We start from the raw sequence: 18,143 nt of genomic DNA, 5'->3' as shown, positions 1-18,143 counted from the left end.
ATGCTTATACTTCTGTTATACTTTATACTTGAGCTATACTTTATTCCATCCCCAATCGCTGGCGCGAGTTTGCAACTCGTGCCTAACTATGATGTTGGTTTTGCAACCCAACTGGCTTGAAAAGCCATACGCTACACATGAGCTATACTTTATACTTGTCGGTTTATACTTATCTGACGCAAGCGTCCGCTTGTGCCTCTATTAGCTACAGCCTTCCACAACTGGAATCAAGCTATACTTTCATAGCCACCGCTTCCTTCTACTTGACACAAGTTATACTTATTAGCTTCCGTTCTTCCCTCTGGCTTTACAAACCTATTGTTTCACATCATACTTTGGTGCTCTCAAGCCCGAGAGGGCTCGTTTTCCTGCTCGGCGCTGGGAGCTTTTCCTGCCCTCGTACCTCGGGCTGCCTCGCTGTCGCTCGTCACCGGAAAAACTCGCATAAGAGGGCCCCTACCCCCGGCGCTTCACAGAAAAACTGGGTACATGTTCGATAGCTGCTGCTATTTGTCACCTCGACCTTTGGGAGAGTCTCTATAGAATTCCAGATAGATCTCTTGTTCCACTCGAGATGACAGGGAAAGTAGTAAGTATAGCTCCCTCCCCTGTTCTTAGGGGAGGGTTGGGGAGGGGTAACTCTACAACGCAAAAATCCGCTCCATCAGCTGCCACTTCTCTCCTGCTGCCACGCCGGGCAGGGCCTGCTGGTATTGCCACATCAGCTCTTCCCACTCCTGCACCTTCGCGTTGGCGGCGTCCAGGGCGGCTTTCTTCTCGAAGCTGAAATCATCCTCCGTCTCCATGAGCATGAACAGGCGGTTACTCCATCTATAAATCTCCATATGGCGGATGCCGGATTCTTTTATACTTGCCTGTATCTCGGGCCATACATGCCTATGATACGCCTCATATTCAGCGATGAGCGTTGGATCGTCTTTTAAATCGAGTGTTAATCCGTATCTTTTCATGTTAATGCGCTAAAACTACTTCTCTCTGCTTTACAGTTATATTCCGGTAGGCAAAGTATAAAACCACCAGGAAACACGCCGCCGGCACCAGATAGGCCACCCGAATATTATAGCTATCCGACACGCCGCCCATCACCACCGGCAGAACCGCGCCTCCCACAATCGACATGATCAGCAGAGAAGAACCTTGCTTGGTTTTGGCACCCAGCCCCTGTATGCTCAGCGAGAAAATAGTCGGGAACATGATCGACATGAAGAACTCTACCCCAATCAGGGCATAGATCGACACGTAACCACTGGCCGCCACGGCTGCCACGGTGAGCAAGAAGCACAACACAGCGTAAATCGCCAACAGCCTGGCCGGAGGGATAAACCGCATCAGGAAAGTACCCACGAAGCGGCCGATCATGAAGCCAAACAGGGCCACAGCCAGCAGCATAGCGGCGGTCTTCTCATCTACCCCGGCGGCACTGCCCGAGAAGCGGATGAAGAAGCTGGCAATGCACACCTGCGCCCCCACATAGAAGAACTGCGCCACCACACCCAGCATCAGGTTGCGCCGCTTGATTATACTTTCACCATCATCCGCACTTGCCGCCACTCCTTCTTCCTCGGCAATTTCCGGAAGCGGCACGCGCCAAAGCAGCAGCGCCACCACCAGCACGACCAGTCCGATAAGAAGATAAGGCACCTGCACGCTGGAGGCCTCCATGTCCAGGTAAGCCGTTGCTTCGGCGGCTGGCATGGCAGCCAGTTCTGCTTCGGTATAAGAGGTGCCGGAAAGTATAAAGATACCGCCCAGCAAAGGAGCGATCGTAGCCGCAAGCCCGTTAAACGATTGGGAGAAGTTAAGGCGCTGTGTGGCAGTGTCCGGATCGCCAAGCACGGTTACATAGGGGTTGGCCGCCGTTTCCAGAAACGTAAGCCCGCTGGCAATAACAAAGAGCGCCCCTAAAAAGAAGCCGAACATCCGGAGTTCAGCAGCCGGGTAAAACAGGAAGGCCCCGATCGCGAAAAGCACCAACCCAAGTATAATCCCGCTTTTATACCCGAAGCGCTTCATAAAGTATCCGGCAGGTAGCGCCATCACGAAATAAGCGATAAAAAAGGCCGAATCGATGAAAGCCGACTGCACATCACTTAGCTGGCAGGCCTTTTTCAGGTGCGGGATAAGAATCGGGTTCAGGTTGTGGGCGAAGCCCCACAGAAAGAACAGCGATGTAATAAGAATAAAAGGCAGGTAATACCTGTTCTTTTTAGGTGCTTGCATAAACTGTTTTATATGTAGAAATCGAAACCCGTCTTCATAATTCCTGCCTGTGGTGCGCTATACTTCCCCTTCCCTCGTCCTGCTGCGCTTCACCTGGTCATTGTTTTAACATCTTCTTTAGTATTTTAGAAGATTAATTCTTTAATTTAAGTATTACATAATGCCAACCCAATAAAAACGGAATATTTTTGAAAAAATATGCTAAATTTATGCTGCTCCAGATAATTTGTGTTCGATAACACACTTTTATAACAGCAGAAGACAATATATAATATCCCACAAGAAAACATCCATCTGATAACTCTTTACCATATGCATTTTAAGCGTACGATTGCAGCCATTGCCACGTCTGCCTGCGTGCTGTCGGGGCTACTTTTCAGCCCGGCGCCTGCCTTTGCTCAGGCCACCACCACGCAACAGCAAACTGTTTCCATTATTCCGCAGCCTGTTAAGCTGACCCAGCAGAGCGGCAGCTTCGCCCTTAACAAGGACACCAGGATCTTTGTGGACCCGAAAAATGAGGAACTTCGCAAGATAGGCGAGTACCTGGCCAAAAACATCAAAGAGATGACCGGCGTGCAGCCCAAAGTAGAGCAGAAAGCTCCTGCCAAAAACAGCAGCAACTACCTGCACCTCACGCTCAGCACTCCTGTTGATACGTTGGGCAGCGAGGGCTATACTTTAAATGTTACATCAGACAACATTATACTTGCCGCCAAGGAACCACACGGGATTTTCCTGGGCACGCAGACAGTTCGCCAGCTTTTACCGGCCCAGCCAACCAAGTCCCCGGTTAGCATTCCGGCCCTGGAGGTGGTGGACAAGCCGCGTTACCAGTGGCGCGGCATGCACCTGGACGTGGCCCGTCACTTCTTCCCGGTGGAGTTCGTGAAGGAGTACATCGATTACCTGGCCATGCACAAGATGAACACCTTCCACTGGCACCTGACCGAGGACCAGGGCTGGCGCATCGAGATCAAAAAATACCCGGAACTGACCAAAGTAGGCGCCTTCCGCGACGGTACCCTGATCGGGCATTACAGCGACCAGCCACACAAGTTTACTAATGAGCGCTACGGAGGTTTCTATACCCAGGAGCAGATCAAGGACGTGGTGAAGTATGCGCAGGAGCGCTACATCACCGTAGTGCCGGAAATCGAGATGCCGGGCCACGCCCTGGCCGCGCTTACCACTTATCCGCACCTTTCCTGTACCGGCGGCCCGTTTGAGGTAGAGCAGAAATGGGGTGTGTTCGATGATATCTTCTGCGCCGGCAACGAAGAGACCTTCACTTTCCTGGAAGACGTGATGACCGAGGTGCTGGCCCTGTTCCCAAGCAAGATCGTGCACATCGGTGGCGACGAGGCCCCGAAAACCCGCTGGAAAGAGTGCCCCAAGTGCCAGAAGCGTATCGCTGACGAAGGCCTGAAAGACGAGCACGAACTGCAGAGCTACTTTATCCAGCGCATGGAGAAGTTCCTGAACAGCAAAGGCCGCACCATTATTGGCTGGGATGAAATCCTGGAAGGCGGACTGGCTCCTAATGCGTATGTGATGAGTTGGAGAGGTACCGAGGGGGGTATTGCCGCCGCCAAACAGCACCATTACGTGGTGATGACACCGGGCTCGCACGTATACTTCGACCATTACCAGGGCGAACCTAGCCTGGAGCCAACGGCCATTGGCGGCCTGACAACGCTGGAGAAAGTATACGCCTTTGAGCCTACGCCAGCCGAACTATCCGCAGAAGAGAAAAAGTATATCCTGGGCGCGCAGGCCAACGTCTGGACCGAGTATATCCCAAGTACTGATCATGTGGAGTACATGGTGTTTCCGCGCATCTCTGCCCTTTCGGAAGTGCTTTGGACACCGGCTGCCAAGAAAGACTGGAACGACTTCCAAACACGCATGCAGCAGCAGTACAAGCGCTTCGACCACCTGGGCGTAAACTACGCGCGCAGCACCTTCAACGTGAAGCAAAACATCACCGTGGACCCGACACAGAGCGTAGCCACCGTTGCACTGGCCACCGACGCCAAAGGCCCGCAGATCTATTATACACTAGATGGCTCTGAGCCGACTACTGCTTCGCAGGCCTACACTGCGCCTTTCCAGCTCACCAACACCGCTACCATCAAGGCGGCTTCTTTTGATGAGAAAGGCAAGCAACTGGGCAAAGTAAGCAGCCGCGATGTGAACCAGCACCAGGCCTTTGCCCACACCGTGGAGCTAAAGAACGCGCCACACCGCAACTATACGGCCGCCGGCGGCCTGACGCTGGTAGACGGACAACTGGCCACGAACAGCTTCACCAACGGCCAGTGGCTGGGCTTCCTGGGTGACGATTTCGAGGCTGTGATCGACCTGAAAGAGAAAAAGCCGGTGAACCGCATCATTAGCTCTTACCTGCAGACCAAGAACGACGGCATTCAGCTGCCGGCCCAGGTAGAGTTCGCTGTATCCAAGAATGGTAAGAAGTATAAAACAGTGAAGGTGATCACTGAGCTTAGCGACAAACCGGGCGTGTTCAAAGAAGTGCTGACGGCAGAGCTTCCGGGCACCAAGGCGCGCTACATCAAGGTAACGGCCAAAAACCCGCGTCCGGGCACCGAGCAGGACAGAGGAAAGGCCTGGATCTTCACCGATGAGATTGTAGTAGAGTAAACAGAATTAAGGTTAAGACCAGTGCAGGCCTCATTGATGATAGTGAGGCCTGCCTTTTTTTGCTCTATACGCTCCGCTCTTCCGGATTTATACTTATTTTAGGCTGCCGGTCTGGCAAGTATACTTTGCGGCCGCAGCAATCTTCTTCAAAACTATACCTTAAAACAATGTACCTGAACGCTTTACGCAGGTTCAAGGCTCCGCTTGTGGCGCTGGCGTGCATCGCTGCATCCTGCACCACCTCCAACCAACCGGATGACAAGCCTGCCTCCTCCGCCTCCCTCACCCAGTATGTAGACCCGTACATCGGTTCCAGCTTTCACGGACACGTATTTGTGGGCGCTAACGTACCCTTCGGGGCGGTGCAACTGGGGCCAACCAACATCACCCAAGGGTGGGACTGGTGCTCCGGCTACCACTACTCTGACTCCACCATCGTCGGCTTTGCCCACACGCACCTGAGCGGCACCGGCATCGGCGACCTGGGCGACATTTCGGTGATGCCTGTTACGGGCAAGGTGCAACTGGTGAAGGGAAGTATAAAAGACCCCAACAGCGGCTACTATTCCCTCTTCTCGCACGACGACGAAACGGTAAAACCGGGCTACTATTCGGTAAAACTGAAGCGCTACAACATCGGCGCCGAGCTGACCGCTACCGAGCGTGTAGGCTTCCACCAGTATACTTTCCCGAAGTCGGAAGAGGCCAGCATTATCATCGACCTGAAGGAAGGCATCGGCTGGGACTCTCCTACCGAGACCTTTATCGAGCAGCTTAACGACAGCACCCTGGCCGGCTACCGCTTCTCCAAAGGTTGGGCCAACGACCAGCGCGTATACTTTACGGCCGTGTTCTCCAAGCCGATCGAGCAATTTGAGAGCTTCCAGGTAGTGGATACAGCTGCCTCCTCGCCGGTTCCCGCCTCCAAAGGACGGATGATTAAAGGCGTGGCGCACTTCAAAACGCAGGAAGGCGAAAAGATTAAGCTGAAAGTGGGTATCTCGCCGGTGAGCGCGGAGAATGCGTTTGCCAACATTCACGCCGAAGTACCGCACTGGGACTTTGAGAAAGTGGTGGCCGACGCCGATGCTGCCTGGAACCGCGAGCTGCAGAAAGTACGCATCGAGGCGCTGGACTCAGTGCAGATGCGCACCTTCTATACCGCCCTCTACCACACGCTGATCGCCCCCTCCATCTTCAACGACCACAACGGCGACTACCGCGGCACGGACAAGAAAGTATACGAGAAGGCCAATTTCACCAACCTGACCACCTTCTCCCTTTGGGATACTTACCGCGCAGCGCACCCCCTCTTCACCATTATGCAGGCCGACCGCGTGAACGACATGGTCAACTCCATGCTGGCCATTTACCAGCAGCAGGGCAAATTGCCGGTGTGGCACCTGATGGGCAACGAGACGAACACCATGCCGGGTTACAGCGGCGTAACGGTGGTGGCCGACGCGGTCCTGAAAGGCTTTGACGGCTTTGACCATGAACTAGCCTTTGAGGCCATGAAAGCCACGGCCATGGGCAATGAGTTTGGCGTTAACTATGTAAAAGAGATGGGCTTTATACCTGCCGACGAGGAAGTGGAAAGCGTGGCCAAAGGCCTGGAATACGCCATTGCTGACTGGAGCATTGCCCAGGTAGCCAAAAAGCTGGGTAAGCAGGCTGATTACGAGTACTTCAGCAAGCGCGGCCGCTACTACGAGAACTACTTCGACAAGCAGACCCGCTTCATGCGCGGCAGAGTGTCCCAGGATGAGTGGCGTACGCCGTTCGATCCGTTTAAATCTGCACACCGCAAGGATGATTACTCCGAGGGCAACTCCTGGCAGTATACCTGGCTCGTGCCGCAGGACGTGGAAGGTTTGATCAGCCTGATGGGCGGCGAGGAAGCCTTTGCTCAGAAACTGGACTCGCTGTTTGTAGTGGAAGGCCACATGGGCGAAGAAGCCTCCAACGACATCACCGGCCTGATCGGCCAGTATGCGCACGGCAACGAGCCAAGCCACCACATTACCTACATGTACGCTTACGTGGGCCAGCCCTGGAAAACGGCCGAAAAGGTACGTTTCATTGTAGACAACATGTACACCGACAAGCCGGACGGGTTGATCGGCAACGAGGACGTGGGCCAGATGTCGGCCTGGTATATTTTCTCTACCCTGGGCTTCTATCCGCAGAACCCGTCCAATGGCGCGTATGTGTTCGGCAGTCCGGCTGTGCATCAGGCCATGCTTTCCCTGCCAAACGGCAATAAGTTGGAAGTTGTAGCCAACAACAACAGCAAGGCGAACAAGTACATCCAGAGTGTTAAGCTGGACGGCAAACCCTACACCAAGTCCTACATCCTGCACAGGGACCTGATGAAAGGCGGTAAACTGGTGTTTGAGATGGGCAGCACGCCAAGCCCTACCTGGGGCGTAGCCAAAGCCGACCGGCCAAGATCAGTGCCTGCTGAGTAAAGTATAAACCCACCCAATAAGTATAAAGCCCTCTGTAGATGCTACAGAGGGCTTTATTTTTTAGCTTTATACTTTGGGTAAGACGATAGCCATCCTTTAAAGTATAAAATGGACCTGCAGACGCACTATAACAAGCTTTGGGAGAAATCACGGGCAGGCTTTGAGGCCGGTATTTTTGACCTTGACCCCAGGATTGATGCCCCTACTGACGATAGACTTGGTTTAACACTGCTGACACGTCCTTCTAGCGAGGTGAGAGAACGTATACGTACCTTTTTAGGCGAGCTGCAACAGGTGGCGCCGGAGCAGTATTTCTATCCTGACACAGACCTGCACATCACCGTGCTGTCCATTATTTCCTGCACGTCCGGTTTTACGTTAAGTTCGATAAATGCAGCGGATTACGTACAGCTGCTGGAAAGTATAACCCGCCATGCCAAACGCTTTAAAGTTGATTTCACCGCCATTACCGCCTCTCCGGAAGCTGTCATGGTACAGGGCTTTCCACTGGACAACAGCCTGCAGAAGCTTCGGGAAAGTATACGATCGGCTTTTAGCGCCACCTCGCTGCTTCAGTCTTTGGACAAGCGCTATACGTTGAAAACCGCCCACGCCACAGTACTTCGTTTCAGGGCACCGGTTCAGCAGCCGGAGAAGCTTTTAAGGTTACTGGATAAGTATAGAAAGTATGATTTCGGGACTTTTGAGGTGGAGGAGCTGGAGCTGGTGTATAATGACTGGTACCAGCGGGCGGAGAAGGTACAGGTGTTGGGGAAGTTTAGGTTGGGTTAGTAGTTGCTCTTCTGGCGCAAGCGTCCGCTTGTGCCTTAATTAGCTACCTCCAGCTGGCGCGAGTTTGCAACTCGTGCCTACGATGGTGTTGGGTTTGTAACCCGACTGGCTTGGAAAGCCATACTTATACTTGCTGACTTATACTTCCGGAGCCGCTGCTTCCCGCAACTTGATCTAAGCTAAACTTGCTAGCTACTGCTGATCCTCCAGACTTACAAACCTATAGTTTCACATCATACTTTGGTGCTCTCAAGCCCGAGAGGGCTCGTTTTTCTGCTCGGCGCTGGGAGCTTTTCCTTTGCTCCTACGTCGCAATGCCTCACTCACGTTCGGCACCAGAAAAACTCGCATAGGCGCCTCCCAGAAAAACTGGGTACAAGTTCGATAGCCACCGCTATGCCACGTGAACCAAGTCCCCCTTTGAAGGGGGTTGGGGATGTAATCGCCTACAGCTTTTGCTACGAAACTTATACTTTAGCAGGAGCAATAACAAAGTTCCCCTCCTTGGACAAGGAGGGGCTAGGGGTGGTTGGACCCGGTACTGCAGCTCGCTGTTATACTTTCCTATAACTTCACAGAAGCTGAAGCGCGTTCGAGTGCCTGCAACACCTGCTCGTTTACATCGCCGAAGATAGAAACACCTTTGGCGCCATTGGCCAGCGCAATTTCGATACCTTGCTGCAGCTCTTCGTTGCTTTTAAAGTCCGGCAAGTATAAGCCGGCGTAGAGCGGGAATTTCCCGTTCAAAAAGTGCACGCCTTCCGTCACAGCATCACCGATCCAGCGAATATCCTCTTTATAAAAGCCGTGATAGATCATCGGGTACACCGCGTTCAGGTTCCAGTTGGTCCAGTCCTGGCGCACGATACGGCGTGCCACTTCCGGGGTCGGGAATACGGCAGCCGTGATAGGCTTCTTCTTCTCCTTAGCCACTTCGGCCAGGTGGTTGACGATGGTATTGACGGCGTTGTAACGGTAGAGGCGCCACGACAGGCTGGCTTCCGGGTACTCCAGTTCCTCAATAGCCTTGCCGCGCCAGGCTTTGAACTTGCTGCGGCACACCTCACAGTAGCAGTAATCATACTCCGGCAGCTCTTTGGTCTGCTCTATGTTGTAGTTCTCCCACAGGTTTACCGGCAGGATCACGTCGCAGAAGCGCACGTAGTCGAGGTGGATGCCGTCAACGTAGTCTTTGCTGAGGATGTTGCGCACGTCCTCGGCCAGGTATTGTTTCACCTCCTCGCGCGAAGGGCACAGCCAGCGGTAGTATCCCACGTACGGCGGCTTGTCGGCGCACGACTCGCCCTTGCGGTTTTGGGCATACCACTCCGGGTGCTTCTGCAGCAACTCCTTCTCGCCCCGGTTCATGGTCCACATCCAGCGGTGGGCCTCCAACTTGTTGGCTTTGGCTGCGCGGAAATGCTTTTCGCTGTCCGCCTCAAAGAAGATCCCCCGGATACCCGCCTGGTAGAAGCGCTTATACTGGCGCTGCAAATCAGCCTCTTTATCGGCTTTGTTGGGCCTCACCCATACCCAGTGCCTGAGCTGTTTGCTTTTAGCTGCTGGCGCTGCGGCAAGTTCAGCAAGAGCGGGCGCGGGTATACTTGCCGCCAGACCGGCCAGCGCCCCCGCTTTTAAGAAGGATCTTCTTGTTTTCATTGTAAGCCTTTTATCGTGTGTACCAATCCGTTTTCGTTGATGCTCCATACCTTGCCATCAGGCCCCTGTATGGCGGCCATGAACTGCAGCGTGCCCGCCTCCAGTTTCAGCTGGTTTGCTTTCCCCTCCACTTCCACCTTGCCGTTTTTCAGGCCCAGCTCTTTTAAGGATTTACTGTAGCGTCCGTGCTTTCCAAAATACTCCTTTTGGCGGTAATACACCAGCCACAGGTACTGTTTTTGCATCTCGGCGTACGGCATGGCAAAATTTATACTTTGCTCACCCGCAGGCTGCTGGCTGAAGTATAGATAGCCCCACCGCTCCGGCAGGTGCATGTTAATCACTCCTTGCGGCGACCATACCCAGTTATACTCCGGCAGTGGCTTGCCATCGTCGCCTTTGCGCTTTACATATTGGCCGTCTACCACGTCCACATCCCACTGTACCCGAGAGAAGTTGATGCGCCACAGCGAGCCATCGGTCGGAACACGGGTAATATTCCCCACCGTTACGGAACGGAAAGGAATCGCCATTTCCACCGTCCAGCCCTCGTCGGTATCGGTCGGGTCATTGAGGGTACCCTGCACCTGCACCGCCGACTTCAGCCCATGCAAATCCCAGCCGATAAGGGCGCCGTTGTTGTTGCGGTAAGGCTTGGAGAGGAACAGGTCGAAAATTGTGTTCAGCGCGTTTACCTCCACCTCAAAATACTGGTGCGTATCGTTGTCCGGGTCGATAAAGACTTCAAAGTCATTGTCATAAAACACCACCTCGTCGTGCTTTGTCAGGTTGGCCCACACGTGCGGCTCTTTCATCTCGGCGGCAATGTATAGATGATCGTTGTCCCAAGCCATTTTCACGCGCGTCGGGTAGGTTGGCGCCGGCTTTAAGTCGCCCTCAATATCGGTGAACAGGTCCGTCCAGGTGGCCTGCTGCCATACCTCGTCATTGAGGTGCCCATCTATACTTGGGGCTTGCTGTGTGAAGTGGGTAACGTAATGCTTAGGTTCTGTGAACAGGTGCTCCAGCCCAGCAAACGGAGAGGCCGTTTTAGCCTTTCGCTTCGCTTTAGTGGTAGGGTTATCTTCTGCCTGTGCGGCCAGTAGGGCAAAAAGTACCAGGCACAGGGTGAGGTAATGCTTAATCATATGTAAGGTATAAAAGCGTCTCCCCTGACTATAAAAAGCCGAGGAGAGACGCTAAAGCAGAATTTATACTTTGTAGTTTGCTGTTCCGGATTTGTAATCCGGAACCCTACTAACTGCGGATTTGCAATCCGCCTGCCAGCCAGTAGCTATAGCCTTTGCTCTTGCGGATTACAAATCCGCAGCTATTATACTTTCGGATTGCAAATCCGAAAGAGCAGAAGGGCGATAGCAGGCGCTTTTAAACTACTGCACAGCCGGCGTATACTTAAACCAGCTGGCCGGAATTGGCTGCGGCTCTCCTCCGTCTTTGCTGTAGAGGAGCTTCAACGTATAGCCGCCGCCCCCTTCAATAAAGTCCAGCGCAAATGGCTGCAGGCCTTTCTCCAAAGCTACCTGACCGATTTTCTCCTGCGGCGGGTGCAGGCCGTCGTTGTCTACTACCAGGCGGTCGGCAATGCGCAGCACGCCGCCGTCGTCGCAGGTGAAGAAGAAAGTATAGATACCTGTTTCCGGCACCTCCAGGTAGCTCCTGAACTGCACGCCAAAGCTTGGCGCCTGTGCCTCACGTGGAACCTGCAGCTGCGCTACCTCTGCCACACCTGTTGGCGTGGCCTTGGCCATCCCCCCTGTGTTTTTGAAGGACGCCTTGTAGTAGGTCGCCTGAAGGCCTGGCTTTGTACTTTTAGCTGCTATTGCCTTGGCATGCGCCTGCTTCTCATACGTGGTGGTGTAGGTATCGCCTTTTAAGCCCTCTGGCGTAAAGGCAGCTATCTTGAAGGTGGTGGTTTCAGTGATAGTAAGCGGCTTGTCCAATACCTTGGAGGAGGTAGTGGGCTGGCTGCCGTCGGTGGTGTAGCGGATGATCAGGTTGTCGAGTGGTTTTGGAATGTCCAGCGTGGCCTTGTCGGTGAACACGTTCACGTCCATAAAGCCTTCCAGGTCGGGCAGGCGGTAATTTACGTCCAGCGCGTCGAGGCGTTTGTAGTGCGCTTGCAGGCGTTTCAGGTAGGAGTCGTAATCGCGCTTGTCAGACCATACCACTTCGGCCAGCGCCGTCATGCGCGGCATGTACATGTATTCGGCCCGGTTTTCGGAAGGAATATACTCGGTCCAGATGTTGGCCTGCGCCCCAAGTATAGCCTTGGCCTCTTCGGCGTTCAGCCCCTTCGGCACCACGTTGAAATGGTACACGTTGTAGACCGATTTCTTATCCGGCAGCGCGTCAAAGTATAGCGGGCTGTTCGGCGTCATGATCACCTTGTTGCCGTTTCGGGCAGCGTGCAGCGGGGCATCAGGGGCCCAGGTGCGCCAGAACATCACCACTGCGTCTGAGTTAATGCCACCTTCCAGCATTTCATCCCAGCCAATCAACGTCTTGCCTTTGGAGTGGAAGTACTTTTGCATGCGTTGGATGAAGTAGCTTTGCAACTCCTCCACATTTTTCAGGCCCTCGCGCTTCATCAGTTCCTGGCAACCGGCAGAGTTAGCCCAGGTGGTTTTCTCCACTTCGTCGGCCCCCAGGTGAATGTACTGGCTCGGGAACAGTTCGATGATCTCGTTGAACACGTTTTCGGCAAACTCATAGGTGCTTTCTTTGCACGGGCAAATGGGCACGGAGAAGGTCTCGCCCCAGCCTGCTTCGCCGCAGGTCAGGAACGGGTAAGCGTCGATGGCGGCCTTCATGTGGCCGGGCATGTCGATTTCCGGGATGATCTCGATGTGGCGGGCAGCAGCGTAAGCGATGATGTCCTTCATCTCCTCCTGCGTATAGAAGCCGCCATACATCGTCTGGCCGTTTTTCTGCACGATGTGGCGCTCGTCCAGCGCGAAGTCCGGGTTCTCTTCAGAGCGGGCGATCACATCGCGGTCGTGGTTGTTGAAGGTACGCCAGGCGCCTTCCTCGGTCAGTTTCGGGTATTTTTTGATCTCGATGCGCCAGCCCTGGTCGTCGGTCAGGTGCAGGTGCAGCTTGTTGAACTTGTAGAGCGCCATCAGGTCGATGAACTTCCTGAGGTAATCGGTGGTGAAGAAGTGGCGGCTCACGTCCAGGTGCATACCGCGCCAGCCATAAGCCGGCTCATCCTGAATCTGCAGGGCCGGAAGTATAAGCTGCGCCTGCGTTGCCTGCTGCTCTATACTTGCAGGCAGCAGCTGCCGCAGTGTCTGCACCGCGCGGAACATACCGGCCGGCTCCTTTGCCGAAAGCACCACCTGCTTCGGCGTGATGCTCAGGCGATAGCCTTCCGGGGCATTTATACTTTGGTCGTATTGGAAAACAATGGAATTATCGGCTGCTTTCTTCCTCTTTTTTAGCTCTTTGCCCAGGCTGCCGGAAAGCAGGTACTGCAGCTGCTCCGCTTCGTTCTTAAAGATGCTTTCCTTGGGCAGCACCAGCTTGGTTTTGGAGGTGATGGTAAAGCTTCCCTCCTGCGGCGTCAGCGAGCTCGGGTAGGGAATCAGGGGGTACTTCGGGTCGAGGGTTTGTCCCATCGACAACGTCTGTATCCCAAGTAATAAAACTGTGGAAAGTAGGGCGTAAAGGTAGTGTTTGAACATAATTTGTATGTATAAAAAATAAAGTCTGCCGGCATAGTTCATATCCCAACATAATAGCTAATCGACTTCTCAAACTCTCATACTTCAAGTTTTCAACTTGGAGTACAAATGAGGCCAGTTTGCAACTGGCAGATTGGCATCTTTTGTTTAGTGCCAGTTACAAACTGGCGCTAAACAAAGCTCCAAGTCAGAGACTTGAAGCATGTAACCTAAAGGGGTTGCTAATTACTCTCGATCGGCTTGATTTCCTCACGGTACAACGACACCGGCCCATCGAGCAAAATAGCGATGACGGTCAGATCCTCGTCCAGCAGGTCGTGAGGCACGTCGATATAGGCGATACCGGGGATTTCGCTCCAGTACTGCTTGTTGAATATCTCGTGTCCCAGTAAAGTGCCGTTGCCGACCACACGAATGCGGTGCAGCTTGTTCTTGAGCCCCTTGATGGCGATAGGTCCGGTAGGCTTGCCTTCTACGAACAAGTACAGCGTTTGCTTGTCTTCTGAAAGCGACGTGTTTCCTTCGTAATGCCCCTCCAGAAGACCCGGATTGGCTTTACACATGGTCTCGGCATGCTTTTTCACCCAGCGCTCTACGCCCGGGTCAGCCAGCTTCAGTTGCTTCACATCTGTGCCGTCAGGCTGCAGGGCGGTGTTCTGGAACGGGTTGTTTCCGGCCTGCAGGTTATCAGCCATTTGGCGGATGGTGCGGTTGCGCTGCGTCGCGTCCAGTTTGCCAGTCTTCTGCAGCTGTGCCAATTCTATTTTGGCTGGTGCCGGAGAAGCCAGTTTCAGCGGCTCGTCAAACGACAAAGCCAGCACGGTCAGTTGCTCATCGTAGGCGTTAGCAGGCACCTTGATGAAGGTGGTGTTCCCCTGCTTTTCATACTTGGCTGCAGTGTTGCTACCTACCACTTTTATACTTTTAACAGGCGTAGCCAGCCCCTGCACGCGCACCGACTCAGCTCCCTGGTTCTCCACAAACAAGTATAATGTTTTGCCGTCTTTGGCCAGTGTCGAGTACCCGTGGAAGTGTGCCTGCGGTATGCCGGCCACTGTTCCAAAGATGGCTTCCTCGTGCTTGTTCGTCCAGCGGCCCAGTTCTTTCAGTATGGCCACCTGCTCCTGAGGAATGGTGCCGTCCGGCTTTGGTCCGATGTCGAGCAGCAAGTTGCCGCCGTTGCTGATGCAGTCGGCGAAGGTACGGATGACCTGGTTCGGGCTCTTGTAATGATGGTCGTGCGGCGAGTAGCCCCAGGAGTCGTTCATGGTCAGGCAGAGTTCCCAATAGGGGGCCTGTGGCTTTACCACTGGCACGCCTTGCTCCGGTGTGGCGTAATCGCCGTAATGGTTCAGGCGTGAGTTGATAATCACATTTTTATTGTGGCCTACCAGCATCTGGCGCACTTTCTCCGACTCCCACTCCTCAGCGCTGTGTTCCCAGTCACCGTCGAACCAGTAAAGGTCAGGGTTATAGTTTTTGGAAAGCTCACGAAGTTGCCCCTGATAGAAGCCCAGAAACTTCTTCCAGCGGCGTGGCTCCTCGGTTATCGAGTAGCGTTTTTTGGCACGCGTGAACACATCATAGTCGGCATAGCTCCAGTCAGGCAGCGAGTAGTAAAAACCTACCTTCAGGTTTTCTTTGCGCAGCGCGTCTACAAAAGGCGTGAGCACATCTCGCTTGGCCGGCGTATGCTTTTTGGTGTTGATGCCACCCATTTTGCTGTCCCACAGCGCCACGCCGTCGTGGTGCTTGGTGGTAATAACCGAATAGCGCGCCCCGGACTCCTTAATAAGTTTGGCCCATTCCTCCGGTTTATACTTGTCTGCCGTGAAGCCGTCAAGCTGCTTCATATAGTCTTCGTGGCTGATGTAGTTGTTAAAAAAAGACCACGATTCCGGGATGCCGTTCACGCCGTAAATCCCCCAGTGGATGAAGATACCGAGTTTGGCATCGCCGAACCACTGCATTTTAGTGTTGTCCTGCGGGGCAGCTTTTCTGGCCTGTGCCGAGGCTAAGTTGCCGCTTAGGAGCAGGAAACAGAGGAGTAAGAGTTTGTACTTGTTTATCATTATACTTTGGTATTTACTTGAGCTAAAGACACCATTCTGGCGCAAGTCTTCAGACTTGTGTCCTGTTATGGCGTCGAGTTTGCAACTCGACTGGCTTGAAAAGCCATGCTTTATACTTTGGCTATACTTTTTTCTTCGACTATTCCGCTGTTCCGGACATCCTTGTCCGGAACTAATGCTGCTGCGGACTTCCTTGTCCGCAAAAGCCATACTTTATACTTTGACTATACTTTATTTGCTGGCGCGTCCGCTTGTGCCTTTATACTTTAGCCCCTGCTTCCTTCCACTTGAACCAAGCTATCCTTGCTAGCTGCTGCTGATCCTGTAGACTTACATACCTAAAGTTCCATAGTAAACTTTGGCTCCCTCAAGGCCGGGAGGCCTCGTTTTCCCGCTCGTCGCTGGGAGCTTTTCCTTTGCTCCTGACGTCGCAATGCCCTCCGGGCACCGGAAAAACTCGCATAAGAGGGCCCCTAGCCCCGGCGCCTCCCAGAAAAACTGGATATCATTTCAATAGCTGCTGCTCTTACTATGCAACAAGTATAAACTGTCCCCTTGAGGGGACCACAGGGGTGTAATCGTCAGCAGATTTATACTTGTCCACGAGCGAACAGCAGCTATGGAGTTTATACTTCAGCCTAAGTAATCACAGGCTCCCCTCCTTGGCTAAGGAGGGGCAGAGGTGGTTGGACCCGGAACTGCAAAGCTCCCTCTCCTCTTGCCGTGATGACAGTTCTGACAGCGGCCGCACCGGACAACTACTAACTACCAACCAGCACCTAATGCCCTCACCTGCTCCACATCGGCCACCAGTTGCTCAAACTCAGAGAGTACCCGGTTGCTGGACATAGCTGGTTGGTCTTTGCGGTATACCATGTCGCTTTCCACTGATTTCCGCACGGAGGCATGCACTTCATGCACACCAGTTTTGGAGACCAGTTCCTGCACGTTGGCTGGTGTTACGCCGCCGCCCGGCAGGATGATGAGCTTGCCTTCAGAGCGCTTGCGCAGCTCCCGGATCAGGTCGGCGCCTTGCAGCGCAGTTTCCTGCTGGCCGGAAGTAAGCAGGCGGTGTACGTTCAGTTGCAGCAAATCATCCAGCGCCTTGTAAGGATCGGCTGCCCGGTCGAAGGCACGGTGGAACGTGATGCTCATACTTCCCGCTGCTTCAATCAAAGCTTGCGTGCCCGCCACATCTATATTTCCGTCTTTCGTCAAAGCCCCAATCACCACGCCGTCTACCCCTAACTGGCGGCAGAGCTGGATATCGCGTTTCATCACCTCAAACTCGGCTGGGGAGTACAAAAAGTCGCCACGGCGCGGGCGGATGAGCACGTGCAGGCCGATGCTTATACTTTGGCGCACCACCTCGATCATCCCCGCGCTGGGCGTGGTGCCGCCACCGGTCAGGTAGTCGCACAGCTCCACGCGCTGCGCCCCTCCCTGCTCAGCGGCGATGGCCGAAGCCACCGACTCGATGCAGATCTCCAGCAGCGGTTTAGAACTTGCTCTTTCCATCGATCAGCTTCACTCCAGATTTATCCTGCACGGCGTAGTTAAAGCCTTTTTGGATGCAGTACCCACCATACTCGCCGTTCTTGTTGAGCGCAATAAAGCCTACCTGCAGGTCTTTCACGTCTTTGTGCTTGGCAATGATGCGCTCCACAGCCAGGCGACAGGCCTCCTCCGGCGAGTTGCCCTGGCGCATGAGCTCCACTACCAGGTGGCTGCCTACCATGCGGATCACAGCCTCGCCCAGGCCAGTAGCCGTAGCAGCTCCCACTTCGTTATCCACAAATAAGCCAGCCCCGATGATGGGGGAGTCGCCCACGCGGCCGTGCATTTTATAGGCAGCGCCGCTCGTGGTACAGGCCCCGGCCAGGTCACCGTTGGCGTCCAGGGCCAGCAAGCCGATGGTGTCGTGGTTTTCGATGTTGATCACCGGCTTATACTTGGATTCTTTCAGCCAGTTCTTCCAGTCTTTTTCAGATTGCGGCGTCAGGAGATTTTCCTTCTTAAAGCCTTTCTCCAGGGCAAACTGCAGGGCTCCCTCTCCTACCAGCATTACGTGCGGCGTGTCTTCCATCACCTTGCGGGCCACCGAAATCGGGTGCTTGATGTGCTCCAGAAACGCCACTGCGCCGCAGTTGCTGTCTTTATCCATGATGCAGGCATCCAAGGTAACATGGCCCTCCCGGTCGGGGTAGCCGCCGTAGCCTACGGTGCGTACTTCCGGATCGGCTTCGGGTACGCGTACGCCCGCCTCCACAGCATCCAGCGCCGTGCCTTTTTTATTCAGGATTTCCCAGGCCGCCGCGTTGGCCGGTATGCCGTGGTTCCAGGTAGAAATCACGACAGGCCTGTTCCTTTTTGCCGCTCCCAGCGAGCCGGCAAAGGCGCTGGCGTACTGAAACCCGCCGCCCAACATCGTCGCGCCGAGGGCAGATAATTTTATGAATTTACGTCTGGTGCTCATGTTATAGGTTGTTGATGTAGGTTAAGGCTGCAGTTCAATACCAGTTGTAACTATCCCTCTAAGA

The 18,143-nt window shown here is 53.9% G+C and carries 11 protein-coding genes; 3 read left to right on the top strand and 8 right to left on the bottom strand.

What is annotated here, in order from left to right; genetic code table 11:
- Window positions 1–641: 641 nt before the first annotated feature.
- Window positions 642–971, bottom strand: coding sequence for an L-rhamnose mutarotase (locus A3841_RS10050; protein WP_073852189.1), 330 nt, complete (start codon window positions 969–971; stop codon window positions 642–644).
- Window position 972: 1 nt separating this feature from the next.
- Window positions 973–2,241: an L-fucose:H+ symporter permease gene (gene fucP, locus A3841_RS10045; RefSeq protein ID WP_073852188.1), complete on the bottom strand. Its 1,269-nt coding sequence runs from the start codon at window positions 2,239–2,241 to the stop codon at window positions 973–975.
- A 312-nt stretch (window positions 2,242–2,553) separates the two neighbouring features.
- Between fucP and A3841_RS10040 the strand changes: the two genes are divergently transcribed.
- The 3 genes from A3841_RS10040 to A3841_RS10030 all read left to right on the top strand — a co-directional run bounded on the left by A3841_RS10040 (window position 2,554) and on the right by A3841_RS10030 (window position 8,168).
- On the top strand, window positions 2,554–4,905 hold the full coding sequence (locus A3841_RS10040) for a glycoside hydrolase family 20 protein (protein ID WP_083610293.1): 2,352 nt from the start codon (window positions 2,554–2,556) through the stop codon (window positions 4,903–4,905).
- A gap of 167 nt (window positions 4,906–5,072) precedes the next feature.
- Entirely contained in the window at window positions 5,073–7,376 is a 2,304-nt protein-coding gene (locus tag A3841_RS10035; RefSeq protein WP_073852187.1) for a GH92 family glycosyl hydrolase, read from the top strand.
- 108 nt (window positions 7,377–7,484) lie between these two features.
- Complete coding sequence (locus A3841_RS10030) at window positions 7,485–8,168, top strand: 2'-5' RNA ligase family protein (protein ID WP_073852186.1); 684 nt, start codon at window positions 7,485–7,487, stop codon at window positions 8,166–8,168.
- A 564-nt stretch (window positions 8,169–8,732) separates the two neighbouring features.
- On the opposite strand, the gene A3841_RS10025 is transcribed toward A3841_RS10030, so the two are convergent.
- From A3841_RS10025 to A3841_RS10000, 6 genes are all read right to left on the bottom strand, one after another.
- Window positions 8,733–9,827 carry a family 10 glycosylhydrolase gene (locus A3841_RS10025; RefSeq protein WP_073852185.1) on the bottom strand — a complete coding sequence of 365 codons (1,095 nt, stop codon included), beginning with the start codon at window positions 9,825–9,827 and terminating at the stop codon, window positions 8,733–8,735.
- The gene (locus tag A3841_RS10020) at window positions 9,824–10,975 is read right to left on the bottom strand and encodes a carbohydrate-binding family 9-like protein (RefSeq protein ID WP_073852184.1); all 1,152 of its coding nucleotides are present in this window, start codon (window positions 10,973–10,975) and stop codon (window positions 9,824–9,826) included. Before A3841_RS10020 ends, A3841_RS10025 begins: the two co-directional genes overlap by 4 nt.
- Window positions 10,976–11,218: 243 nt before the next feature.
- Window positions 11,219–13,531 carry a family 20 glycosylhydrolase gene (locus A3841_RS10015; RefSeq protein ID WP_073852183.1) on the bottom strand — a complete coding sequence of 771 codons (2,313 nt, stop codon included), beginning with the start codon at window positions 13,529–13,531 and terminating at the stop codon, window positions 11,219–11,221.
- A 221-nt stretch (window positions 13,532–13,752) separates the two neighbouring features.
- Entirely contained in the window at window positions 13,753–15,603 is a 1,851-nt protein-coding gene (locus tag A3841_RS10010) for an alpha-L-fucosidase (protein ID WP_073852182.1), read from the bottom strand.
- A 765-nt stretch (window positions 15,604–16,368) separates the two neighbouring features.
- Window positions 16,369–17,121, bottom strand: a complete 753-nt coding sequence (locus A3841_RS10005; RefSeq protein ID WP_073852181.1) for a copper homeostasis protein CutC — start codon at window positions 17,119–17,121, stop codon at window positions 16,369–16,371.
- Window positions 17,102–18,079, bottom strand: coding sequence for an isoaspartyl peptidase/L-asparaginase family protein (locus tag A3841_RS10000; protein WP_073852180.1), 978 nt, complete (start codon window positions 18,077–18,079; stop codon window positions 17,102–17,104). The genes A3841_RS10005 and A3841_RS10000 overlap by 20 nt, the downstream gene beginning before the upstream one ends.
- Window positions 18,080–18,143: the final 64 nt, after the last annotated feature.

The organism is Pontibacter flavimaris, from assembly GCF_001907195.1.
In the GTDB taxonomy this organism is placed as follows: Bacteria; Bacteroidota; Bacteroidia; order Cytophagales; family Hymenobacteraceae; genus Pontibacter; species Pontibacter flavimaris.
This window is presented reverse-complemented; position numbering and strand designations above follow the sequence as displayed.

Bases quoted from the DNA above. Each gene is read 5' to 3' on its own strand.
- A3841_RS10025 (WP_073852185.1), bottom strand. From the start codon at position 9,827: ATGAAAACAAGAAGATCCTTCTTAAAAGCGGGGGCGCTGGCCGGTCTG.
- A3841_RS10035 (WP_073852187.1), top strand. From the start codon at position 5,073: ATGTACCTGAACGCTTTACGCAGGTTCAAGGCTCCGCTTGTGGCGCTG.
- A3841_RS10000 (WP_073852180.1), bottom strand. From the start codon at position 18,079: ATGAGCACCAGACGTAAATTCATAAAATTATCTGCCCTCGGCGCGACG.
- A3841_RS10020 (WP_073852184.1), bottom strand. From the start codon at position 10,975: ATGATTAAGCATTACCTCACCCTGTGCCTGGTACTTTTTGCCCTACTG.
- A3841_RS10040 (WP_083610293.1), top strand. From the start codon at position 2,554: ATGCATTTTAAGCGTACGATTGCAGCCATTGCCACGTCTGCCTGCGTG.
- A3841_RS10030 (WP_073852186.1), top strand. From the start codon at position 7,485: ATGGACCTGCAGACGCACTATAACAAGCTTTGGGAGAAATCACGGGCA.
- fucP (WP_073852188.1), bottom strand. From the start codon at position 2,241: ATGCAAGCACCTAAAAAGAACAGGTATTACCTGCCTTTTATTCTTATT.
- A3841_RS10010 (WP_073852182.1), bottom strand. From the start codon at position 15,603: ATGATAAACAAGTACAAACTCTTACTCCTCTGTTTCCTGCTCCTAAGC.
- A3841_RS10005 (WP_073852181.1), bottom strand. From the start codon at position 17,121: ATGGAAAGAGCAAGTTCTAAACCGCTGCTGGAGATCTGCATCGAGTCG.
- A3841_RS10050 (WP_073852189.1), bottom strand. From the start codon at position 971: ATGAAAAGATACGGATTAACACTCGATTTAAAAGACGATCCAACGCTC.
- A3841_RS10015 (WP_073852183.1), bottom strand. From the start codon at position 13,531: ATGTTCAAACACTACCTTTACGCCCTACTTTCCACAGTTTTATTACTT.